General features: G+C 32.1%; 29 protein-coding genes and 2 pseudogenes. 25 read left to right on the top strand and 6 right to left on the bottom strand.

Annotation, left to right across the window (positions count from 1 at the left end; translation table 11 throughout):
• Positions 1-472: 472 nt before the first annotated feature.
• Both AC0L0O_RS11645 and AC0L0O_RS11640 read right to left on the bottom strand, forming a co-directional pair.
• The gene (locus AC0L0O_RS11645) at positions 473-937 is read right to left on the bottom strand and encodes a hypothetical protein (protein WP_000796386.1); all 465 of its coding nucleotides are present in this window, start codon (positions 935-937) and stop codon (positions 473-475) included.
• A gap of 108 nt (positions 938-1,045) precedes the next feature.
• Positions 1,046-1,180: a hypothetical protein gene (locus AC0L0O_RS11640; RefSeq protein ID WP_001051664.1), complete on the bottom strand. Its 135-nt coding sequence runs from the start codon at positions 1,178-1,180 to the stop codon at positions 1,046-1,048.
• Positions 1,181-1,517: 337 nt separating this feature from the next.
• Between AC0L0O_RS11640 and AC0L0O_RS11635 the strand changes: the two are divergent.
• Positions 1,518-2,174: pseudogene (locus AC0L0O_RS11635) on the top strand (pPIWI_RE module domain-containing protein); the annotation flags it as partial.
• Positions 2,175-2,257: 83 nt separating this feature from the next.
• On the opposite strand, the gene AC0L0O_RS11630 reads toward AC0L0O_RS11635, so the two are convergent.
• A complete protein-coding gene (locus tag AC0L0O_RS11630) occupies positions 2,258-3,367 on the bottom strand; it encodes a site-specific integrase (RefSeq protein WP_000675872.1) in 1,110 nt (369 codons plus the stop codon).
• 545 nt (positions 3,368-3,912) lie between these two features.
• On the opposite strand from AC0L0O_RS11630, the gene AC0L0O_RS11625 reads away from it, so the two are divergent.
• The 3 genes from AC0L0O_RS11625 to AC0L0O_RS11615 all read left to right on the top strand — a co-directional run bounded on the left by AC0L0O_RS11625 (position 3,913) and on the right by AC0L0O_RS11615 (position 5,531).
• Positions 3,913-5,064 carry an AimR family lysis-lysogeny pheromone receptor gene (locus AC0L0O_RS11625; protein ID WP_000265315.1) on the top strand — a complete coding sequence of 384 codons (1,152 nt, stop codon included), beginning with the start codon at positions 3,913-3,915 and terminating at the stop codon, positions 5,062-5,064.
• 37 nt (positions 5,065-5,101) lie between these two features.
• Entirely contained in the window at positions 5,102-5,248 is a 147-nt protein-coding gene (locus AC0L0O_RS11620; RefSeq protein WP_000720287.1) for a hypothetical protein, read from the top strand.
• A gap of 154 nt (positions 5,249-5,402) precedes the next feature.
• Positions 5,403-5,531, top strand: a complete 129-nt coding sequence (locus AC0L0O_RS11615) for a hypothetical protein (RefSeq protein ID WP_000836785.1) — start codon at positions 5,403-5,405, stop codon at positions 5,529-5,531.
• A 35-nt stretch (positions 5,532-5,566) separates the two neighbouring features.
• Here the strand turns inward: AC0L0O_RS11615 and AC0L0O_RS11610 are convergent, their stop codons facing one another.
• A complete protein-coding gene (locus AC0L0O_RS11610; RefSeq protein ID WP_000491234.1) occupies positions 5,567-5,920 on the bottom strand; it encodes a helix-turn-helix domain-containing protein in 354 nt (117 codons plus the stop codon).
• Between the two features lie 199 nt (positions 5,921-6,119).
• Here AC0L0O_RS11610 and AC0L0O_RS11605 point away from each other — a divergent pair, with 199 nt between their 5' ends.
• From AC0L0O_RS11605 to AC0L0O_RS11535, 15 genes and pseudogenes are all read left to right on the top strand, one after another.
• A complete protein-coding gene (locus AC0L0O_RS11605; protein WP_000854271.1) occupies positions 6,120-6,311 on the top strand; it encodes a helix-turn-helix domain-containing protein in 192 nt (63 codons plus the stop codon).
• Positions 6,312-6,367: 56 nt separating this feature from the next.
• Complete coding sequence (locus AC0L0O_RS11600; RefSeq protein WP_000522028.1) at positions 6,368-6,634, top strand: helix-turn-helix domain-containing protein; 267 nt, start codon at positions 6,368-6,370, stop codon at positions 6,632-6,634.
• Positions 6,634-6,798, top strand: a complete 165-nt coding sequence (locus tag AC0L0O_RS11595; protein ID WP_000390289.1) for a hypothetical protein — start codon at positions 6,634-6,636, stop codon at positions 6,796-6,798. Before AC0L0O_RS11600 ends, AC0L0O_RS11595 begins: the two co-directional genes overlap by 1 nt.
• A 29-nt stretch (positions 6,799-6,827) precedes the next feature.
• Entirely contained in the window at positions 6,828-7,004 is a 177-nt protein-coding gene (locus AC0L0O_RS11590; RefSeq protein ID WP_001241124.1) for a hypothetical protein, read from the top strand.
• A 6-nt stretch (positions 7,005-7,010) separates the two neighbouring features.
• Positions 7,011-7,886: a DnaD domain protein gene (locus AC0L0O_RS11585; RefSeq protein ID WP_000024614.1), complete on the top strand. Its 876-nt coding sequence runs from the start codon at positions 7,011-7,013 to the stop codon at positions 7,884-7,886.
• Entirely contained in the window at positions 7,855-8,658 is an 804-nt protein-coding gene (locus tag AC0L0O_RS11580) for an ATP-binding protein (protein WP_042988683.1), read from the top strand. The genes AC0L0O_RS11585 and AC0L0O_RS11580 overlap by 32 nt, the downstream gene beginning before the upstream one ends.
• Positions 8,659-8,673: 15 nt before the next feature.
• Entirely contained in the window at positions 8,674-8,868 is a 195-nt protein-coding gene (locus AC0L0O_RS11575) for a hypothetical protein (protein WP_000332454.1), read from the top strand.
• A gap of 25 nt (positions 8,869-8,893) precedes the next feature.
• Positions 8,894-9,067 (top strand): DUF3954 domain-containing protein, encoded by a 174-nt coding sequence (locus AC0L0O_RS11570; RefSeq protein ID WP_000805161.1) that lies wholly within the window; start codon positions 8,894-8,896, stop codon positions 9,065-9,067.
• Positions 9,068-9,081: 14 nt separating this feature from the next.
• A complete protein-coding gene (locus AC0L0O_RS11565) occupies positions 9,082-9,336 on the top strand; it encodes a hypothetical protein (protein WP_000811867.1) in 255 nt (84 codons plus the stop codon).
• A 12-nt stretch (positions 9,337-9,348) separates the two neighbouring features.
• Positions 9,349-9,767 (top strand): annotated as a pseudogene (locus tag AC0L0O_RS11560) (hypothetical protein).
• 15 nt (positions 9,768-9,782) lie between these two features.
• Positions 9,783-10,277, top strand: a complete 495-nt coding sequence (locus tag AC0L0O_RS11555; RefSeq protein WP_042988685.1) for a nucleoside triphosphate pyrophosphohydrolase family protein — start codon at positions 9,783-9,785, stop codon at positions 10,275-10,277.
• 18 nt (positions 10,278-10,295) lie between these two features.
• Positions 10,296-10,586, top strand: coding sequence for a hypothetical protein (locus AC0L0O_RS11550; protein ID WP_473785756.1), 291 nt, complete (start codon positions 10,296-10,298; stop codon positions 10,584-10,586).
• Between the two features lie 62 nt (positions 10,587-10,648).
• Positions 10,649-11,389 carry a hypothetical protein gene (locus AC0L0O_RS11545; RefSeq protein ID WP_001047563.1) on the top strand — a complete coding sequence of 247 codons (741 nt, stop codon included), beginning with the start codon at positions 10,649-10,651 and terminating at the stop codon, positions 11,387-11,389.
• Between the two features lie 301 nt (positions 11,390-11,690).
• Complete coding sequence (locus AC0L0O_RS11540; RefSeq protein WP_000402045.1) at positions 11,691-12,002, top strand: hypothetical protein; 312 nt, start codon at positions 11,691-11,693, stop codon at positions 12,000-12,002.
• 116 nt (positions 12,003-12,118) lie between these two features.
• Positions 12,119-12,391 (top strand): DUF3947 family protein, encoded by a 273-nt coding sequence (locus tag AC0L0O_RS11535; protein ID WP_003291232.1) that lies wholly within the window; start codon positions 12,119-12,121, stop codon positions 12,389-12,391.
• A 421-nt stretch (positions 12,392-12,812) separates the two neighbouring features.
• Here the strand turns inward: AC0L0O_RS11535 and AC0L0O_RS11530 are convergent, their stop codons facing one another.
• Positions 12,813-13,382, bottom strand: coding sequence for a cupin domain-containing protein (locus tag AC0L0O_RS11530; protein ID WP_001199849.1), 570 nt, complete (start codon positions 13,380-13,382; stop codon positions 12,813-12,815).
• Positions 13,383-15,140: 1,758 nt separating this feature from the next.
• Here AC0L0O_RS11530 and AC0L0O_RS11525 point away from each other — a divergent pair.
• From AC0L0O_RS11525 to AC0L0O_RS11500, 6 genes are all read left to right on the top strand, one after another.
• A complete protein-coding gene (locus AC0L0O_RS11525; protein ID WP_000803282.1) occupies positions 15,141-15,263 on the top strand; it encodes a DUF3983 domain-containing protein in 123 nt (40 codons plus the stop codon).
• A 116-nt stretch (positions 15,264-15,379) separates the two neighbouring features.
• The gene (locus tag AC0L0O_RS11520) at positions 15,380-15,550 is read left to right on the top strand and encodes a hypothetical protein (protein WP_000866170.1); all 171 of its coding nucleotides are present in this window, start codon (positions 15,380-15,382) and stop codon (positions 15,548-15,550) included.
• A 27-nt stretch (positions 15,551-15,577) separates the two neighbouring features.
• Positions 15,578-16,060 (top strand): ArpU family phage packaging/lysis transcriptional regulator, encoded by a 483-nt coding sequence (locus AC0L0O_RS11515; RefSeq protein WP_473785755.1) that lies wholly within the window; start codon positions 15,578-15,580, stop codon positions 16,058-16,060.
• The gene (locus tag AC0L0O_RS11510) at positions 16,061-16,603 is read left to right on the top strand and encodes a site-specific integrase (protein ID WP_001012118.1); all 543 of its coding nucleotides are present in this window, start codon (positions 16,061-16,063) and stop codon (positions 16,601-16,603) included. It begins immediately after the preceding gene.
• A gap of 213 nt (positions 16,604-16,816) precedes the next feature.
• A complete protein-coding gene (locus tag AC0L0O_RS11505; protein WP_001170291.1) occupies positions 16,817-17,767 on the top strand; it encodes a nucleoside hydrolase in 951 nt (316 codons plus the stop codon).
• A gap of 394 nt (positions 17,768-18,161) precedes the next feature.
• Positions 18,162-18,380: a hypothetical protein gene (locus tag AC0L0O_RS11500; RefSeq protein WP_000930961.1), complete on the top strand. Its 219-nt coding sequence runs from the start codon at positions 18,162-18,164 to the stop codon at positions 18,378-18,380.
• 558 nt (positions 18,381-18,938) lie between these two features.
• Here AC0L0O_RS11500 and AC0L0O_RS11495 read toward each other — a convergent pair.
• A complete protein-coding gene (locus AC0L0O_RS11495) occupies positions 18,939-20,213 on the bottom strand; it encodes a hypothetical protein (protein WP_319611325.1) in 1,275 nt (424 codons plus the stop codon).
• Between the last annotated feature and the right edge of the window lie 95 nt (positions 20,214-20,308).

Genomic DNA, 20,308 nt, shown 5'->3' with positions numbered 1-20,308 from the left:
AGTGAGTTTCTTGAAGTGTTTGCAGTATACGAGGGATTCGCTAAAGCGGCAGATCAAGAAAATATACAAAGGAAGATTATAGAAACAATGCTTAAAAAAAGAGAAGCCCTTAATTAGGTCGCTCCTCTTAATGCCAATATAAAATAACCATTCCATTATAATGTATAAGTATGAAATGTTTAACAATTATCTTCATGGTAAAAATTTCATTTTGTAGAACAGGGGAATGGATATGTGTACTTATGGGGAAAACGCAGTTAAAGAGTTCTTTAAGAAGCAAGAACTGGAACGAAATATAAAAGCAGCTAGAAAAAGCTAACTGCTCCGTGAATAAGAAGAACACAATAGTCATTCGTATTCAACTTTGGGGTATCTATAATATTAACATATTTTAGGATTCTTAATAAAAAAGGGGGTGAGGGAGTGTAAGGAAAAAAACTTTATATAAAGGTCCTTTTGGCGATTTAATCTATTAATTGCAGTCGTGATAATATTCATCACAGGAATCGTTACTATCGTTACAGCAGATACAAAATGTTTTTTGTACAAATAAACTAACTATACTAGTAGGACCTTCCTGTTTGGTAAGAGTAAGACTTTGAAAATCTTCAACTTGAAATATTTTTGTTTGAACAGGTTGTAATGTAGTAGTAATTGGTATGCTAGACCTTCTTGTTAGAATAGTTACTTGAACGGGTGCACTCATACCGACAACGAATAACTGAATTAATGTTTTGTTATGATTGTTTGTAAAATCCTCAAATACAGTTTGTGGAGCGGTGGTTTCAAGGAAAACAGACACAGGTATATTTCCATTTGCATTTTCTGCAGAACCAGCTATCGTATGAGTTTCAGTAAAACAGTTGTTTTTTTGATCGTTCGAATGCGATTGGTTTTTATAATATTTTTTACCATCTTTATAAAAGTAATCAGCCATATGAATTTAAAGCTCCCTTCTATTAGATATCTATATAATCTATTTAATAAAGCGAAGTAGTGCTTGTACAACATAATAAAATCCGCTCTCGTAAATTACCTGAAAATGTTATTTGAAAATTAAAGAGCGCCAATTAAGGGCGCTCCTTATACCGATTGCTTTATCGATTTCTCGATAACTTTCATTTTCGTTCAAATAACGTAGAACGATTTGTATTTTTTCATCAGCTGTAAATTTAGCCATAGAAAAACTGCACCCCCAATTGTTAGACTGTGTCAAACAATTGGGGTGCAGTTCAACTTAAGGTGTTCTTTTGTAGTTTTATTGTAAAGTTATTGTAAATGATAAATACAATACATTATGTATATTGTATAATTCAAATGTATAGAGATATATGATTTCGGAGGTGCTGGATATGATAACTACTTTTAATTTTTAAAAGGGGCGTTTTGGTAATGTTTTATTTGGATAAATAGTTTTTACTTTTCTTTTAAATACTTGGTTTAAATTAATTAGATTAAGTAATTATTTTTCTAGTTTTTGTTGATTAAGAAAAATGAAGAAAGGAAGTAATCATTTTATGGAAAAATTAAAGTTGTTAACATTTGAAAATATAGTAGAGCCTCTTTTAAACGAAAGTGTATCATTTATATATTTTCCTATTGAATGGCTTGATATTGTAGAGATACATTATAAGACATTTTTATTAACGAGTAAGTTGAAACGATTGAATGAAAGATTATATGATATGTTTTCTGATATATTATTTATTCAGCATAATCCGTATGTATTAAATGAAAATACACCATGGATTGTATCGAAAGAACCTATTAGAAAAGAACAACTCGATTATATTTTTCAAAGTTGGTATGAGATTATTCATGATTGGAAACCTAATAAATTAATAGAATCGCCAAAATATGAATGGCATTACGATTTAATTTCTAATTTAACCGTATTACATGATAAAGAAGTATATTCTAAGTGGGTGCCCGCTTTAATTTCACATATTTTTTGTGAACGTCCTGTACAATTAGAAAATATAAACGAAGAAGATATATATTTTTCTCCTCTTAGAACACAAAATATTTGTGAGGCGATGTCAGAGCCTATTAAAGATGAAAAAACACAAGACTATTTTGCCTACGTATTTCGGTTCGAATATATAACACGCGGAGGAGAGAATATTCCATTATTAAATGTTTCAATTGGAATTCGGAGATTTTATCAAGAATATAAGATGATAGGTTAAAAAAACCTTGATATAACAACGTTTGTTTGACCTATTTTTATGAATTGCAAACATTTTGCAAACATAAGTTATCCAAAGATGCTTTTACCAAAGTTTTTAACGGCTTCTTCTTGCATGTTCGGTAAAACATGAGAATAAACACTCAATGTCATTGAAATGTCTGTATGACCTAATCTTTCACTGATAATTTTAGGATTAACTCCTTGCTTCAATAGTATAGTTGCGTGTGTATGTCTTAGATCATGGAATTTAATTTCTTTTACGCCTGCATTGTGTATCGCTCTAATAAAATTTTTTCTGAAATTTGCTTTTTTTATAATCATCCCAAACTCATTACAATTAATTAAATCAAAATCTTGATAAGCAGAACCAAGCCTTAATTTCTCTTGATTAATTAAAACCTTATGCTTTTTTAAGCATTCTATAGTTTCTTTAGGTACAGGAATGGTGCGTTTTGAAGAATTTGTTTTTGCCGTTTTTTTGATTTTATTGTCATGGCCAGATGTTTGGTTTATTGTAACGGTATGTTTTTCAAAATCAACGTCCTGCCATCGTAAGCCTAGAACTTCACCCATACGCATACCTGTAGTTATTGCAAGAAGATACCCAATGTGATATCGTGATTCTTGTGAATGCAAAAGAAACTTTTTTACTTCTTCCTCTGTCCAAGTTTGGATAGAGGTTCTTTCTTTTTTAGGTATCTCAGCAAAATCAGCTGGATTTCGAGAAATAATATTTTGTTTTACAGCGAGATTTAAAGCGCTCTTTAAAATTCTATGCATAAGCAGAACAGAATTGTTTGCAATACCTTTATCTATCGCGGTTTTATAGCACTTTTGAATGTGCATAACATTTAATTTATGGAGTGCGACCATTCCAATACTAGGTATAACATGTTGGTTGAGAAATGCCCTATAGCCGACAAAGGTACTCCTTTCTATACTCATACTTTTAATTTCTAACCAGTGATTTAGGTAGTCTTCTAAGGTAACTTTAGACGGCTCTATAAAAGTCCCTTCATTCAACTCTGTAATTTTCTTCGCAACATCAGCCTGTGCTTCTTTTTTTGTCTTATATCCAGAAAACCATTTCTGTCTTCTTTTTCCTGTCTCTGGATTAGGTCCGATATCAATAACAATACAATACTTATTTCCTCTTTTTCGAATATGTCCTTTCACTTAAAACACTCCTTCATTTGTTTTGAATCATGTTGTATAAGTCTAGTTGTAATTTTGCTGCTATGAAAATTACATATTTGGACATATCAGCGATGGATATATTTTACCATATAAAAATAAATTCAGTTATAGGGTAGAGTTTTCATTTGTTGTTAAAAAATATTGAAATATCTACTCTAGTTATCAAATGCAATATTGCATATTTTATTGAGGCTCTAAAAAACAAGACGTATATTAATATTTTCAACTTTCTCAAGTATTTTCAGAATATGAGAGAATAGATGTTTGGGTTATTTATGATAGAATATTCTTAATAATATAATTTGACGGAACGAAAAAGACCCATATCGTGTGTAATTGTGCTGGGAACACTTTTACACCGTTTGCCCTAATTGTAGTAGGGAAAACATTTGCCATGAGCCTTTCAGTTACGACTATGCGTAACATATACGGCTAGTTATAACACAGCCTTTAGATGTATTTCATCATTAAGGTGCGTTTTCATGATAGGGAAGTGTGTCTTGTTCCAATAAGGGGGACAAAACATGTGGAAAGCTCTAAATCAAATTGAAAAAGAGTTATGTGCAGCTGGAATAAGGAAAAATAAACTAGCAAATTATTGGGGAGTTAGGCCAAGTACTGTTACAAAAATTTTTAAAGGTAACACAGACATGAGTTTTGGCTTTCTTTCCAAAACAGTTATCCTATTAAACAAAGGCATACAGGTTCAAGAAAATCTATTAATGGATTATATATATGTAACGAAACCAAAATCAGAAAACTTACGTGAGGCAATGGAAGATTTAGCTTTAAGAGGAAAGTTTAATCTATTAATTAGTATTATAAATAGTGAATCACAATCAAAGGTAGCAGAAAATAGAGAATTTGCTAATGTGTATCGAATTATATATAAAAGATATATAGGTGAAATTGATGCTGCACAGTACCATAAGGCATTAAGCCTGGAAAGTAAATCAATAAGAACAATAGAGATGGAAGTGTTAATTGAAATTTTATTATGTCAAGCGCAATATCAATCGGGTAACTTTACTTCTTTAATTGAGCGATTAAAATCTCTTGAAATAAAAATAAATAAAATAAGTAATAGGTACATTCGAGAATGTTATAAATTACGATATAAAGAAGCAATTGCCGTTACTTCGTTGCAGGGTGGTGAAGTCATTGAAGCAAGGCATGTTAGTATGGAATTATTAGATGACCTTGAATGGGATAACTTTTTTTCTTTTCCAAAAGTAAATGCATATTTAAAGTTAGGTGAATCGTATATTTTTTCAGCCAGTGAATATGAGAGATCAAGATATTATTTGGAAAAGACTCTAGAAGTGATAGGAGATAGTAAGAATAATGGAATTGAGAAAAAAAGAAAAATGGTACAACATACATTATCATTTCTAAAGATTCATCATGATAAAGAAATTAGTAGCTTAGATGTTGTTCATTTAGGTGAACTAGCATATTTAAAGATTAAACAAGGTAACAAAATGGAGGCGAGAAAACTATTGAATCAATTAAAAGAGAAGAATGGAAGTTTAACAGACATACAGACTGCATATTTAGCTTTAACATATGAAGGTACTAAAAAAGAAGAGTTAATGAAACGTTCTCTTTTGATGTGTCAAAAGTCAGGGAATATATTTTATTCGAATTTACCAAAAATGCACTTGGGTTTAATTTGAATAATTGGTATAATTGTCTTCGGAAAGAGGTGAAATAATGAAAAAAATAATTAAAATTATTCCTGCACTATTAATAGCTGCTACATTATTTATTAACACTGATTCTATAAAAGAAAAACCTAGTACAAATGATCCAAAACCTACAGTTCAACAAATGATGGTTGACCCTGGTGGTGGTTGGTAAAATACATAATAAAAGTTTATATATATTACAAATGACATCGTCTTAATTGACGATGTCATTTGTAATTTTGGGAGAAATTTCTTTTTTTGCTGAAAAAAGAAAAAAGAAATTTTTGTAAAAAAATACAAAAACACAAAGAGGGAGATAGAAGAAGATGAAGAGCAAAGAAGGGGAAGTTAATCTAATTAAACAAGCTTTATTACTTTTGCAAAAAGAGGATGATCCGAAAGAGGCATTATTTTCTATCTGTTTGAGTGAAACAAAAAAAGAAAAAGTTATGTAAAAAAGACTATCTAACTTTTTGATAGTCTTTTTACACTACATATTTCCTTTAGATTTCTCGTAGTTCACAAACATCTCTAATTGTTCTAATGCTTTTTTTCGTTGTTCTTCGGGTAAATCATTAATGATTTGAAGAATTTCGTGTGCTTCTTTTGTTAGCTGTAAATCTTGGCCCGCTGTTAAATCTGGTGAATCAGATAAACCTAACAAATAATCCGTTGTTACTTTTAAATAATTTGCTATCTTCTGAAGTGTACGTGTACCGGGTGCTTTTTTCCCTTCGACATAATTATAAACAGAAACATGACTAACACCAATTACATCAGCTAGCTGTTGTTGGGTGATGCCCTTCTTTTCAATTAATGATTTTAACCTCTCATGACTAAACATAATAAAAAACACCCCAAGTTTATTTTATATGAAATTATTTTTTTAAATCACTATTATGGTGTCACACTGTCATTATATATTAACTATCAGTTAAGTGGAAAGGTAATTTTTTTAAAAAAAGTTTTGGGAAATGCTTGAACTTAACCTAAAGTTAAGTTAATATGTAAATAACAACAAAAACGGAAGAGAGGAGTTGTTTATGAAAACTCTAAAACAGCTACGTGTAGAACAGGGATATACATGTAGGGAAGTAGCTGAAGCCGTAGGTATTACTGAAGTTTATTATTGGTATATTGAAAACGGGAAGCGTCGACCTTATTATGATTTAATTGTAAAAATTGCTGAGTTTTTTAAAGTGAAGCTAGATGCAATCAAAATTTTTTGTCCGTAACTTAACTTAAAGTTAAGTTGTGTTTGGTTAAGTAAATTAGAAAGGAGCAAAACAAAATGGGATTAGATCAAATCATTAAAGAGTCAATTCGCGAAGTTGTTCGGGAAGAAATTCAAGCAGCTTTAGCTTCATTCCAACAACAATCACAACCAAACAAGGTAATGCGAGTAAAGGAAGCAGCAGCTTTCTTAAACATAGCGGTTTGTAGGATGTATGAATTAGCAAATCATCCTAAGTTTCCAGTGATAAGAGAAGGGCGTAAACTACTTTTTCTACAAAAAGATTTGGAAGCATGGTTAGAAGCACAAAAGGAGGTGATCTAGTGGAAGATACAACATCATTAGTAGCATTCGCAATATTTATCGCATTTAGTGTATTGCTACTTTACATTACTTACGAACCAATAAAACGGTGGGCTTGGAGTGACGTAGAACAAAATAAAAAGACCCATGGCAGTGGGTCCTTTAAGAAAAAACACTTGTTATAAGTATATCACGGAAAGTAGGGAAATAGTACATGCGTTTAACTGAATATCAAGTGCTATTACCTAATAAATTCTGGAACTTAGCAGAGAGCAAGGATGAATTAAAAGAAATGATTGAACAGTATTTCAAAGTTGGTTATCCGCATTATGAAATTCAACGAATAATCAAAAGTGGACAAGCATATGTGGCAGTTTGTATCAGGAGGTAAATATTTATGGCAAACGTAGTAACTGAAATTGGTGGATTAAATTTCAAAGGTAATGTAGTGGATCATGAATGGTTTAATTACATCACTTTTAGTAATGGTAAGCCTCACATTGTAGCAATTATGGTATTGAGCGAGATCGTCTATTGGTATCGTCCTACAGTTATTCGAGATGAATATACTGGCAAGATTACTTATAAGAAAAAATTCAAATCAGATAAGTTACAAAAGAGTTATCAGCAATTAGCAGAAACATTTGGGTTTTCAAAACTACAAGTTAAACGAGCTTGTGACTTATTAGTGGATATGAACTTAATCATAATCGAATTTAGAACAATCATTGTAAATGAAATCACTTTAAATAATGTAATGTTCGTTGAGCCTAAAGTAAGTGAAATAAAAAGCATATCAAGTATGTATCAACAAGTCGAAGAAGACCCTGTTGACTTTGAAGTAAAGAGGGTAGTCACTTCAAAATCAGGTACCTCTTCATATAAAAGTAATGAAGCTCCTGACTTTAAAGTAAAGACAAATACAGAGATTACTACAAAGAATACTACAGAGAATGTAAGTAGTAGTAGCATCTTCTCTTTCTACGAAAATAATTTCGGTATTTTAAATTCATTCATAGCTGAGAGTATTTCGGAATGGGTAAACGATACAAGCGAGGAACTGGTACAGGCGGCTATGGAACGTGCTTTAAAACAGCAGAAGAAATGGAATTATGCTGAGGGCATTTTAAAACAGTGGGTTAACCATAACGTGAAAACTTTAAAAGATGTTGATGCTTTGGAAACGGAATATCAACGAAATAAAGGAGTGAAAAAACGTGTCGGAATCAATCGGAAGAGTGATGACTCGGATAGTGAATACATCGGCTTGTAGTGAAGAAACGGAAGGGTATACATGCGAACACTGTAATAAATATATCGCAGCAATTACTGTAGAAGTTCCGCAGTTACGCATTAAAAATAAAATACTCCCTACATGTGAGTGTGTTGTAGAACGTGAAGAAGCTAAAATACGTGAAGCTCAAAATTTTGCTAAGAAGAGAGAAATAGAAAAGTTGTTCAGCATTAGTAACTTAGGAGAAAGGTTCTCCAAAAGTACATTTGAATCGTTTCTAGATAGAAATGGATCAGAGACAGCTTATAAAGTTGCAGTGAAATACGTGAAGACTTTTAAAGAGTGGAACGGGGAATCATTGATGCTTTGGGGAGAACCTGGTAATGGTAAAACACACTTAGCAGCCGCGATTGTAAATGAGCTTTCTAAAAAAGGATACATCGTCGTATTTCAAAGCGTTCCAGAACTCTTACAACGCATTCGAAGTACGTTTAACAGCGAAAACAAAGAAAATGAAACACAAATTATGAGAGCACTTTTAGAATGCGACTTACTTATATTAGATGATATTGGAGCGGAAAAAACTACGGAATGGGTAGAAGAAAAATTGTTCAATATCATTGATGGTCGGTATAGAAAAGAACTTCCTACTCTGTATACGAGTAATTTAGAACCCAAAGAATTAAAACATCAAGTTGGCAAACGTTCATATGACCGAATGGTTGAAACAAGTCTAACTGTAAAAAATGAAGCGGCTAGTTATAGAAGAGAGATAGCGAAACAACGTTTACAAAGGTTTATTGAAGTATAAAAGGAGGAAATAAAGATGTGCGCATTATGTCATGATACAGGGATTATTCGTAAAGAAACTTATCCGGGTGTAATTGAAACGAACGGCTGTAATTGTGAAGTAGCAATTCAGCAACAAGTAGAAAATGATAAGTGTTGGCAAGCGTGGTTAATAAAATTTGAGTCAATGAAACAAGACTTACAACGTAAGCATCAACAAAAAGTTAGCTAACAAGAAAAAGGAGGATTTCAGTCGTATGAAGCCTACGAAAATTGAAATCGATGTTACTGATAATAAAATTTATGTGGTTAAAAATGGTGAGGTTACTCCACTGAATCCTCCAGTAACAGGGTTTGGGGAACAAGTAATCACTTGGCAAGGTGGGAAAGTTGATCGTGTTTCAACTACCATCACAGAAAAAATAAAATAACTGGGGATGCGATTATGAAGCAATTAACTATTGATGATGTTATGGGTAGTTTCAACTATGACGCAATAAGTACCAGTGAAAAGTTTTTGAATCCAAGCTACGAAGTGCATTTTTACGATAAAGAGGAACGGCAAAAGATGGATTGTTTTGATGCTAAAACTGAAGTTGAAGCTTGGAATGCAGCTATAGAAGAGTACGGGAAAGGTATTCAGAAGATTAGGATAACTAATTCGAAACGTACTAGAGCAGAATTTCTGGAACTAGATTAGGAGGGGAAATTGATGGCTTTCAATCGATGGTTAACTGATGAGGAATATCAGCAAGCAGAAGCAAATGGTTTTAGTTGAAGGGTTCTTTACATGAGAATGTACAGATACGGTTGGGACTTACAAGAAGCTTTGACTACACCACCGAGAACATATTGGCATATGAACGAAGGAAAATACAATAAATGGTTAAAATTAGCGACGGAAAATGGAATTAATTCAAGCACCTTTTACAGTAGGGTAAATAACGGTTGGGACCTAAAGATGCTTCAAGTATTCCAACCCGCAAACAAACTGATAGGAAGGAGCTTGTTAAGATTGCTGAATCAAACGGCATAAGCGCTAGTACTTTCAGATCTAGATTGAGTTATGGATGGGACCCGATAAAAGCAGCGACAACACCAGCTAAGTCTAAAAATAAAAATATTAGTTAAGAGGAGTAGATGAAAATGAAAGTTATGGAAAATGGTGTATTGGAAGCAACTAAATTAATTAGTGAAGCTAGAAAAGGTGAACAGGTTATAAAAGAAGCTACGGTTTTACAGATTGCAAGTATTTTATCAATCGGGGAATTAAACGATTATCAAGAAGTGACATTACGTACTTGGAATAACAAAACTGATTTTGGTGGACGTGTTTCAAATGCGGCTTTAGGACTTACGGGAGAGGCTGGTGAGGTTGCTGATATCGTAAAAAAAGCAATTTATCATGGGCATAGTTTTCAACCATCGCATGGTCCAGGAGAAGAGGATGGAAATACTCATAAATTAGCCTTAGAGCTAGGGGACATTATGTATTATGTATCAATTATGGCGCACGAACTAGGATATACGTTACAAGATATTGCTGAAATGAATATTGCAAAATTAGCTAAAAGATATCCGGATGGATTTAGTCGAGAAGCAAGTCAAGCACGTGTCGATGTGAAATATGACCAAATTTGAATTTTGTATGAAAGTGAGATGATTTTCTTGAAGAATAATTACAAATTTAAAATGTGGGATTGGGACGAAGGGTGTTTCTATGCCATTCCAAAAGAAAATGTTGTAGAAGCGATCTACTTTGCTTGGAATTACGAATTCGATGTGTATGAGATTGAATCAGGTGAAATGGTTTTTGCGGGTCATCTAGACAATGAAGAAAACTCAGAGATGTTAGAAAAATATGGATTAAGAGTTATTGATGGAGAAAAATACCGCAATCTACAAAACATTGAAACAGGTGAAATTTATAAGGCGAGCTGGGAGAAATAAAGCAATTAAAATTTAACCAAAGCGTTATTTGAATATAAAACAAAAATAAGGGAGCGATAATAATGAATTTAGAAAATAGCATTAAAGACGTGATTGGCAAGAAGTTAGCAGAGGGAATGGTTGAGAAGTTAATTGAGGAACAGTTAGAAAAAGGCATTAACAATGCATTAGGAAGTTTATTTGGATCTTATGGCGATTTAACAAAAGTGATTGAAGAAAAAGTGAAATCGGTTATGGTTCCATATCTAGAAAAATATGATTACTCGAATTATATAACTAAATTAGATAGCGTAATGGTGGATGTTTTAAAGAATTCAGCATTAGAAAACAAAAAGTTATTAAGTAATTTCCAAGAATTAATGATACCTGCAGCAGAAAAAGAAATTAAGGTAACAGACTTATTTGATAAATGGAAAGAACATGTTGAACAAAATGTAGAAACAGATGGATTAGAAGTTGATTACGATGATGAACCAACGTATGAATATGTGGATGTTAGATTTGAAGTAGTTGAGGATGATGACAGGGATTGGAGTTCCTTTAAATATGCAACATTAGTATTTGAATGTGATCATGATGAGAAAATGAACTTTGCCATTCGATTATCTAAATGGAAATCAGGAAAAGGTGAAGGATGGGACATGCAGTATGATAATGTTCCTGATTTAAAATCTTTAAGAAATTTAAACTCATTTGAACTGCTATTAATGAAAATGAATCAAGATCGTACGCAAATAATTCTTGATGAAATAGATGACAGTGATTCCATCGTACCAGAAGAAAGACCAGAGTTATCTTATTAATAATAGGCAATTGGTACTGTACTTACCTAGCGATATTAAAGAGGTTTTTTAAAAAGTACAGTACCAATTCAATAGGATTCTAAAATCAAACAAAATAGTTATTTGACTGAGATAGAGAATGAAAATAAATAGAACCTGTTAATTATAACAGGTTCTAGCCAGAGCCATAGGCTCAATTACAGGAACTACAGTCTACTGGGGGGTAGTGTAATTCCTAGTTAATATTAAAGTATGTTAAAAAAATTTAAATATGATTAATCAAATGATAACTATACAAAATTCTTATTCGGAGGGGAACGGAATGGAGATTGAAAAATTAGCAGAAATTATCGATGCAAATGCAAGAATGGCATTTAATCATACCTTGAGTGCTGTAACAGCAAGATCACAAAAGCAGTTTGAAAGAATGAAAGAAATTGAAATTGGTGATTTAGTTACCGAAACATCTTCAGCTTTCGCATATGCAGCAATTCATCGAGTTGGATACTTAGAAAACAGATTTAAAGGTGATGATGGATGGGAACATTTCATTATTAGGAAATTGGACGGTAAAACGATGGATTGGTCAAACTGCTCATTTATTAAAGTTTTTGAGGAATATGTATTCAATTAATATTACAAAATCCTTACTTGATAGCTAATTAGTAAATTAAATTCTGATTTAACACTATAAATTTTATCTTCATAATATGTTTTGTAACGATTCATATGAAAGCGAGCTGAATGATAATGCTTTATTCGAATATAAGTAATCAAATTAGAGTACATTCTCATGGTGCAGTTGGGGTTCATGCTATAACACATAGTGCCGCACATAGTACAGTTGAAGCTGTTCATCAAGCGTTGCAAATGCAACAACAAATGTATGAAAGTATGCAGCCGCCTATGTATCTGGATATGCAGCCATACTATATACCTAGTGGATATTATAACCCTACAGGAATTTCAGGGGATGGGATATATTTTTCAACAATCCCTTATGGAACTGTATACGATTTATAGAAAGGTTTTAATTGTTAAATAGGTATTCATTTGTAATAAAGATGTTTACTAAATGTGTATAAAGAAAGAGCACCTGACCAGGGTGCTCCGTCCAAAACTATGAATAACAATCCATAATAATATACGTGGCTTTTGCCTAATGGTGACGGAATTTAATAAAATCTTTATTTAAATAAAAAGAGCGCTAATCGAGAGCGCTCCTTATACCTCATTATAACGACAGTGACGAACTCACATTATATAGAAAGGCACTATTATTGTATGTCATGGTATGAGGTTAGTGAATGGATTTAGATGAAATCTTTATTTAAAAATTAAAGAGTGGTTTTTAAGGGGCTCTCTGACTAAGAGTTATTTTAAATTTTTTATGGTTTTGAAGTATTTAAGCAATAATTTTGTTTAAGACTAAGACAATTTCTTATTAGTAATACCGATTTGTTTCACTAGACATGGCAATCGCTTTTGTTTCATGAACTGTACCATAGGGATGCTCTGGAGGTGCATATATAGAGTAAATTTTAAGTGGTGTATTCCCTATATTGATTACATTATGCCATTTTCCAGCAGGTATCATAATCGCATAGTCATCATAGACCATTTCTTGAAAATCTAATTTATCTTTGCTATCACCCATTTGAACGAGTCCTTGACCTTCTTCAATGCGTATGAATTGATCAGTTGTAGGGTGTACTTCTAAACCTATGTCATCGCCAACATTAATACTCATTAAAGTTACTTGTAAGTTCTTTCCTGTCCAGATAGCGGTTCGGTAAGTATTGTTTTGTTTAGTGGCTTGGTTAATATTCAATACAAATGGTTTAGCTCCATAATCTGTTAATCTAACATATTCACAACAAGGATTCCGGTTGTGGTCCCAAGCATTATTGTTGTAACTGTAATAATAAGGATTCCAACCGAAAATCCAATTATTGTTATTCCAGAAGCAATCCATTGAGCTTTGACATTGATAATAACGTGGATTATATTGCATATCCAAGCTCCTCTCATGATTTTATCATTTCCTGTTTATCCTATGCTGTTGTCTATTTATAGGAATGCAGAATGAGAGGAAATGGGCAGTAATAAAAAATACAAACAAACTTTATTATTTTTCCAGGGAAAATAAAAGTAACAAGTTAATAAAGGATGTAAAATTTGTATAAAAAATTTAATAAAATCGTTATTTAAAAGTAAATAAAAAAAGAGCACACATATACGTGTGCTCCTAGAGTAAAAGGTTTGAACGTATGGACTGGAGTGCCCTACACAATAATATATGCTTGTCTGATTAAAAGATGAAAAAACTTTAATAAAGTCGTTATGTAATAGCGAAATAAAAAGAGCACTTACAGAAGTGCTCTTGGTAAAAATTCACTATCCCTCTTGCTGGTAAAGGGTACATGGTATTATATGTGATGTTTTGATGATTGTGAAACATTTCTAATAGAAAGGCTCTTTTTATTAGTAAACAAATTAAAAAGAGCCTGTTTGTGAGGGTAGGCTCTTTTTAGACAAAGCTAATAGTAAAGTTGTGTAGAGGCTATCTATATAATACAAAATTAAATTCAGTAATTCTATATGTTAGAAGTTGAAAAAGAATTTTGTGTACTAAATAAGAGTGCTGTATACAAGTGCTCTTTAAAAGGGGGCTCCTATGAGAAAAAGAATGGTCTGTTAGTGGTGATATATGGGTACTCACTTAAATGGTGACAAGCTATTTAATATGAAAAGAGCAGCTAGCAAAAGCTAACTGCTCTCAAAAGATAAGAAGGAAGTTCAATAATTAAGTGTATTTATAGTATGGACAAGATTTGAGGATTTATTCAAGTGCGCTCCTTATCTTCAAATGATTGGGTTTTAGTTAATTAGTTTTTAACCAATATGCTATTTTAGTGAGTGCTTATCATAACAAAAGAGGACCTGCTATGTGTAGCAAATCCTCTTCTAAAATGGCAAAGAGTAACTCTTACCTTACTCTTTGTTCACATAATACATGATTGTCACTTGAAATTCAAGACTCTTTATATTGAGAAAAAAGAAGTTCCATTTTAATAAAAATTTCATTTTGTCATAAATAAAAAGGCGGTTGTTTCCGCAACCACCTTTTTATAAAACAGAGCAGCTTTTTCAAATATAAAATATGAATGATACTGGGAAAAAGTTATAGGATGTAAGCCTATTTTTATAATTCAAGTGACGAGCTCAAATTATAAGAAAGGACTAATTTATTGTACGAAATATTGTTTGGAACGGTTACAAATAAAAGAGCAGCTAGCAAAAGCTAACTGCTCCAATCATGGAATATGGTTCGAAATGGGTTGTCTGCAGTATTGACGGAATATTGAGTTTTATTCAGGGGAGGAAGAGAAAAATTAGTAGTGCATGTACATGTCATATAGATAAAGATAAGTGTTTGTGGTGTAGCACAGGAGTTTATTGCAGTACGTTCGGAACGGAAAAATCTCAAGGAGCTTCAATGAATTTTCCTGACGGTAAAGTAATTAGGTTCCATACATCAAATATGGAAGAAGCCCATAACTTAGCGGATATGTTAATAGGGATGGAGGTAAAGGGGAATGAAGGAATGTAAATATTGTGGAGATGAAATAGAACGAGGATACGAGGGATATGACGAGGGAGTTTGTGAGATTTGTTATGCAGAAGATTTATTTGATGAATATGGGGATTAACGTAACGGGATAAAAAACCAAACAAAATAATCCTTTGAATAGAAAGTGAGGTTAGCAGAATGAAACCTTTGAAGAAAAGAAAAATTAGAAAAGCAATTGCTCGTCGCACAAAAGAAGTGGAGAAGTATCAAGTTAATAAAGCTTGGAGAAACATCTTTGTACAAGCTGGCATTTTAAAGTAAAGCAAACAGAATATAGTCCGGCTAGAAAACTAGAGGACACCAATTCATTAAAGCAGCAATTAAAGCTGTTTTAGGAATAGGTGTCCTTTTTATTTTGAAAAGGGAGATGGGAAAATATGAAGGTATTAAAAGAGCAATTACGTGAGTGGAAAAAGCGATCGAATCAAACAAAAAAGAAAACTAAGAAGAAACGAAAAGAGAAGTTAAGCACTCGTGACATTGAAGGTTTAATGGGTATTCATGGTCCACGTTATGAACGTAGACGCGGAGCTTTAAGACAAAAGTAATTTAAAAATAAAAAGGAGTGGTCTTACATGACTAAACAATTATCTTTTTTACCAAAAATCGATAGAACAGCGACACAGAAGGAATTAGAAGGTGTGTTGGAAAGTGTACGTATACATAGACAATTTGGGATGATGCGTAAAGAAATGAAAGTCACTCCTTCTTATGAAATACGTGAGCATGGTCCTACACATACAGTTGGTAAGCCATTAGAAGATGTTGCTATAGCAAATATTCAGCAAAGTAAAAGAGAAGAGTGGCTTGAAAGAATGTCAGTACGTATTGATCAGTTTCTAAATCGATTAGGGAACGGACGTGCAGGAAGCATTCAAAGAGATATTATTTATAAACGTTATTTAGAAGAAGAGTACGTATGTGATTACATGGTTTATAACGAAATAGGGATGTCAGAGCGTACCTATCGACGTTGGAAGTCTAAAGCGTTTTATAAACTTGCTTTTGCACTTTGGTTAGAAGTTTACGAGACAGAAGAAACGGGAGGTAATGAATAAATGAATTTCGTTCAACCAATACGTGATCCAGAGAAAATACAACAAATTAAAGAGTATTTAAAAGAAAAGAGTGAACGTAATTATATCTTGTTTGTAATGGGAATTAATACAGGTTTACGTATTAGTGATATTCTAAAACTGAAGGTTGGTGACTTAAAGGGAAGCCATATCTCAATACGTGAAATGAAGACAGGTAAGCAGAAACGTATTCAGATTACTGCCGCATTAAGAAAAGAGTTAAAGTGGTACATTGAAGATATGGAAGATTATGAGTATTTAATTAAGAGCAGACAAGGAAAGAATCGACCAATCGGAAGAAGCATGGCATATAAAATACTTAGTACTACAGCAGCAAAGTTTGATTTAGAAGAGATTGGGACACATACATTACGTAAGACATTTGGATATCATATGTACATGCAGACAAAGAACATAGCTTTGCTGATGGAGATATTCAATCATTCAAGTGAACGAGTAACGTTAAGGTATATAGGAGTAAACCAAGATGCAATGGATAAAGCAATGACTAGGTTTAAAATCTAATCATTGATTTTTTGTTCAAGGATAGCAACACATGCTTATTGACTTAAGAACAGAAACTTATGCTTGAACATAAAATCAAATTTAGATGAGCAAAGCTATTTCAAGTGAATAGAATCCACTCTTTAAGAATACATAAAAAATATATGTACAAGCGTAGTCTAATCATTACATCATTGGTGAAAGTAGAATTCTATAAATTTTGGAGGAAGAGATATGCAAAAAAAGGTTCTCCTGTTTACAGATTTAGGGATTGATGATGCGTTTGCTATACTGTACACCTTTTTTCGTAAAGACATTCAACTTGTAGGAATCGTGGCCGATTATGGAAATGTATCAAGAGAAAATGTAATAAGAAATATTAACTATTTAAAGTACATTGCGGGAAGAGAAGAAATACCTGTATTCCTTGGTGCTTCTGTACCGTTGACAGGTATATTGATTCAGTATTTCCCTGAGGTACACGGAAAAGTTGGATTAGGACCTATTATTCCACCTGAAATTTCATATCCAGTTTATCCTTTAAATGATATTTATCAAATTATAGAATCAAATTTAGAAGATCTTACAATCATCAATTTAGGAAGACTTTCTTCGCTAGCTACGACTTTTGTATTGAATTTAGAAACAATGCGAAATGTAAGAGAATGCATTTGCATGGGGGGAGCTTTTTTCTATCCAGGTAACGTAACTGCTGTGGCTGAAGCTAATTTTTACGCAGACCCTTATGCAGCAAACTTAATTCTGCAACATGCAAAGAACTTGACAATTATTCCTTTAAATGTGACCCAACATGCGATTGTTACACCCGAAATGGTCCAGCAAATCGATGCATTTCATGGGAATACACAGGATCTTGCAGGGCTCATCATTAAACCTATGTTAGATTATTATTATAATTTTTACTCCAAGTCTAATCCAGGTATAAGTGGAAGTCCTATGCATGATTTTGTAACAGTATGGTATTTGCTGAATAGAGAGGCTGTTAGCCTTTCGAGAGTACCCATTAAAGTAATTCCTGATCAAGGAGAAGGGTTTGGTCAAAGCATTGCAGACTTTCGTTTTGTTACCAATCCAGGCTATAAAACGCATAATGTAGCTTTTCAGTTTGATTATGAAAGGTTCAGGAAGGATATTATGGAAACGTTCTTAAAGAAGAGAGTGTAAAAGACTTTGTTCATTTTATTTAACCTATAGGAATCCAACTTTTTAGGTTGAAATTCTGGCTGTATTTCATCACTATCAAGCTAATAAAATAAAATCCTGCTAAAAATAAAAATCCACTGACTATTTAAATTAATTAAATGCAGTGGATTTTTATTTTGGGATTACATTAAAACTTTAAATTGGTGCCCATGTTATTCTACCCCATTCTATACAGTTACTCATTTTTATTATGTTGTGTAACTCAAAAGAGGAAGTGTTATGAAGCTATGAATATCAAAGGCTGTAGCATTTGGCTTAGTTACACAAAATATAAGATATGGGTAACTGGTAGTATCAAGGAATTGCATGGTGTATATACATAAATATAAAATATATGGGGAGGTAATTGGCGTTCATGTTAAATGAAGAGCTATTAGAAGCAATAATTAAATATAAAAGGAATATTGGAAGGAATCCTAATATGTTAAAGCTAAATCCAACTTATTTTAGAAGTATCTTAGAAGAATTGAATTATCCAGAATGGATTATTGAAAAGAAGATAACGGAAATGAAAAAAAGTATCTTCGGTGTACCAGTCGAACTAATAGATGAGGTTGAAAAATTTGAAATATAAAATAAGTGGCAGAGTCGTGACCGCTTTTTGGCAGGAAATGTGCCGGTTGTTTTGGAATTAGCGTGATATATTTGTATTGTGAGAAGTGGCGGAAAACACGACTCACTATGTTGTTTCTAAATTTCTAAACGGTTCATAATGACGGCACATAAAATCCGAAACCAGCAGATGGTACTGATTGGATGTTACCGTTAATAAGGAGAGCTTTTGCTCTTCTTCCAGTTACTTAATAATGTTGGCGTAGATGAATGTAGCAACATTAGGGAATTGGAAAAAGAATAAAACTTCACGTACCGCAATCGAAATATAAATTAATAATTGAGAGAAAAGCATCCATTCGGGTGCTTTTTATTTTGGTGAGAGAAAGTTTTTTGTAGTGGAAAATGTAAAATATATTCATTTAAATTTTAAGGGGAAATATTGTGAATAATTTAAGATGCTGGAGAGGTTATGTTAAGTAAACAGATTATTAAAACTAAAAAAGCCAGCTAATGGTAGATGGCTTTTTAGTGAAAGTAAAACCAAATTAGAGATTCTTTATTTTTGAAATATCTATTATTACGATTTAATAATTGGTAGGATGAATTTAATAAAATCATCATATTTTTCTTGAGTTGCTTGTTTGTTTTCATTTGTTTTCTTCTTGCTTTTTTGCAGAATTTTAATGTTTGCAGTATCAAGTGAATATTCTAGATGTACAGTTGCGAATCCAGAAGGGAGTGTCTTTTGAATTTTTAAGTATTCAATGGCTTTTCGATTTAATAAAACAGGTAGATTGAGCCAATAAAGATTGTTGGTTGATATACATTTATCACCGTTGTCCATAATCTTTATTTCTGCATAATTTAAGTCCTTTTCATGTCTTGAATTACGAAATTTTATTCCAACTACATCTCCTAACTCACTATCATTTAGTGTTGATGCAATTATTGACATAACACCGTTAGAAATATAATCTTTTGGTGCTATACCATTATTTTGGGGAACAGAATATTTTTGACAGATAACCTTGGTGAAATTTTCGATTTCTGTTGTAAATTCGGATAATTTTTCATTCACAATATTCCTTTTATTAACTAATAGGAGCTCTTCTAAATCAAAAAGCTTATTTTTAAATTTACTAAATGGAGTGTATTTAATTTCTGGATTAAAGTGATCTAAAAAAGTTAGAGTATTTTTAATTCTTCCAGACATTGTACTGAATTCTGGAGATTCTTTTACAATATTGTCAACGTCACGCAAGCGAATGTGTAATAGTTCATTGAGAAAATCAATATCTATAATTGTAGGGAAAATAATTTTTTTGGACTCATTTCTTTTAGATGCTGTATTTAGTACTTTTGTATCTAATAAAAGTAGTCTAAGAAGCTCTATTTGTTCATCTTCGATTTTTCTATATCCACAAACAATAAAGTCTTCATGAGTATCTGAATTATCTATGTTACTTAGAATTTTTGGTTGCTTGGGTATATTCCATGATTGAAATAATTGTTGAGAAAAATTGGATTGGTTTAAATTAAATGAGCTTGTATCAAGTTTGAATAAATATGAATTTAAAAGTGAATCCTCTAATAATGAAAAGAGTATATCATCTAGATTAGATTCATTAATAATATTATGCTCTACACCATAAATTAAAGTCTTAATTATATAATCGGGTATAGATTCATTGCTGTTTTGGTCAGTATTATTTTCTTGACGTAATTGATTGTAGACTTGATTAAATTCGGGAAAAACATTATAAAATTTAAGTTTTTGTAGCATTGTTTTTTTTTGGAAATAAGGGTGAAAAAGGGATAATTTTTCGCTTAATGTTAATTTTGATTTAGACATGTTATCTTCCTTTCAAAAGGTGATGAGAATCTGAATGTGTGTAGTATTAAGAATTTTTCTTTTCTAGGAGAGTTTTCAATTAAAAGTATTTGTCA

The organism is Bacillus sp. GS3m_15504, assembly GCF_055825275.1.
Note: the sequence above shows the minus strand (reverse complement) of the source record. Positions and strands in the feature narration are given on the sequence as shown.

Excerpts from the sequence above, each read along its gene's own strand:
- AC0L0O_RS11570 (WP_000805161.1), top strand. The coding sequence starts at position 8,894 with ATGAAGCCTACGAAAATTGAAATCGATGTTACTGATAATAAAATTTAT.
- AC0L0O_RS11575 (WP_000332454.1), top strand. The coding sequence starts at position 8,674 with ATGTGCGCATTATGTCATGATACAGGGATTATTCGTAAAGAAACTTAT.
- AC0L0O_RS11590 (WP_001241124.1), top strand. The coding sequence starts at position 6,828 with ATGCGTTTAACTGAATATCAAGTGCTATTACCTAATAAATTCTGGAAC.
- AC0L0O_RS11495 (WP_319611325.1), bottom strand. The coding sequence starts at position 20,213 with ATGTCTAAATCAAAATTAACATTAAGCGAAAAATTATCCCTTTTTCAC.
- AC0L0O_RS11585 (WP_000024614.1), top strand. The coding sequence starts at position 7,011 with ATGGCAAACGTAGTAACTGAAATTGGTGGATTAAATTTCAAAGGTAAT.
- AC0L0O_RS11505 (WP_001170291.1), top strand. The coding sequence starts at position 16,817 with ATGCAAAAAAAGGTTCTCCTGTTTACAGATTTAGGGATTGATGATGCG.
- AC0L0O_RS11540 (WP_000402045.1), top strand. The coding sequence starts at position 11,691 with ATGGAGATTGAAAAATTAGCAGAAATTATCGATGCAAATGCAAGAATG.
- AC0L0O_RS11580 (WP_042988683.1), top strand. The coding sequence starts at position 7,855 with ATGACTCGGATAGTGAATACATCGGCTTGTAGTGAAGAAACGGAAGGG.
- AC0L0O_RS11500 (WP_000930961.1), top strand. The coding sequence starts at position 18,162 with ATGTTAAATGAAGAGCTATTAGAAGCAATAATTAAATATAAAAGGAAT.
- AC0L0O_RS11615 (WP_000836785.1), top strand. The coding sequence starts at position 5,403 with ATGAAGAGCAAAGAAGGGGAAGTTAATCTAATTAAACAAGCTTTATTA.
- AC0L0O_RS11640 (WP_001051664.1), bottom strand. The coding sequence starts at position 1,180 with ATGGCTAAATTTACAGCTGATGAAAAAATACAAATCGTTCTACGTTAT.
- AC0L0O_RS11510 (WP_001012118.1), top strand. The coding sequence starts at position 16,061 with ATGAATTTCGTTCAACCAATACGTGATCCAGAGAAAATACAACAAATT.
- AC0L0O_RS11555 (WP_042988685.1), top strand. The coding sequence starts at position 9,783 with ATGAAAGTTATGGAAAATGGTGTATTGGAAGCAACTAAATTAATTAGT.
- AC0L0O_RS11610 (WP_000491234.1), bottom strand. The coding sequence starts at position 5,920 with ATGTTTAGTCATGAGAGGTTAAAATCATTAATTGAAAAGAAGGGCATC.
- AC0L0O_RS11545 (WP_001047563.1), top strand. The coding sequence starts at position 10,649 with ATGAATTTAGAAAATAGCATTAAAGACGTGATTGGCAAGAAGTTAGCA.
- AC0L0O_RS11515 (WP_473785755.1), top strand. The coding sequence starts at position 15,578 with ATGACTAAACAATTATCTTTTTTACCAAAAATCGATAGAACAGCGACA.
- AC0L0O_RS11565 (WP_000811867.1), top strand. The coding sequence starts at position 9,082 with ATGAAGCAATTAACTATTGATGATGTTATGGGTAGTTTCAACTATGAC.
- AC0L0O_RS11605 (WP_000854271.1), top strand. The coding sequence starts at position 6,120 with ATGAAAACTCTAAAACAGCTACGTGTAGAACAGGGATATACATGTAGG.
- AC0L0O_RS11600 (WP_000522028.1), top strand. The coding sequence starts at position 6,368 with ATGGGATTAGATCAAATCATTAAAGAGTCAATTCGCGAAGTTGTTCGG.
- AC0L0O_RS11620 (WP_000720287.1), top strand. The coding sequence starts at position 5,102 with ATGAAAAAAATAATTAAAATTATTCCTGCACTATTAATAGCTGCTACA.
- AC0L0O_RS11530 (WP_001199849.1), bottom strand. The coding sequence starts at position 13,382 with ATGCAATATAATCCACGTTATTATCAATGTCAAAGCTCAATGGATTGC.
- AC0L0O_RS11525 (WP_000803282.1), top strand. The coding sequence starts at position 15,141 with ATGAAACCTTTGAAGAAAAGAAAAATTAGAAAAGCAATTGCTCGTCGC.
- AC0L0O_RS11645 (WP_000796386.1), bottom strand. The coding sequence starts at position 937 with ATGGCTGATTACTTTTATAAAGATGGTAAAAAATATTATAAAAACCAA.
- AC0L0O_RS11520 (WP_000866170.1), top strand. The coding sequence starts at position 15,380 with ATGAAGGTATTAAAAGAGCAATTACGTGAGTGGAAAAAGCGATCGAAT.
- AC0L0O_RS11550 (WP_473785756.1), top strand. The coding sequence starts at position 10,296 with ATGATTTTCTTGAAGAATAATTACAAATTTAAAATGTGGGATTGGGAC.
- AC0L0O_RS11535 (WP_003291232.1), top strand. The coding sequence starts at position 12,119 with ATGCTTTATTCGAATATAAGTAATCAAATTAGAGTACATTCTCATGGT.
- AC0L0O_RS11625 (WP_000265315.1), top strand. The coding sequence starts at position 3,913 with ATGTGGAAAGCTCTAAATCAAATTGAAAAAGAGTTATGTGCAGCTGGA.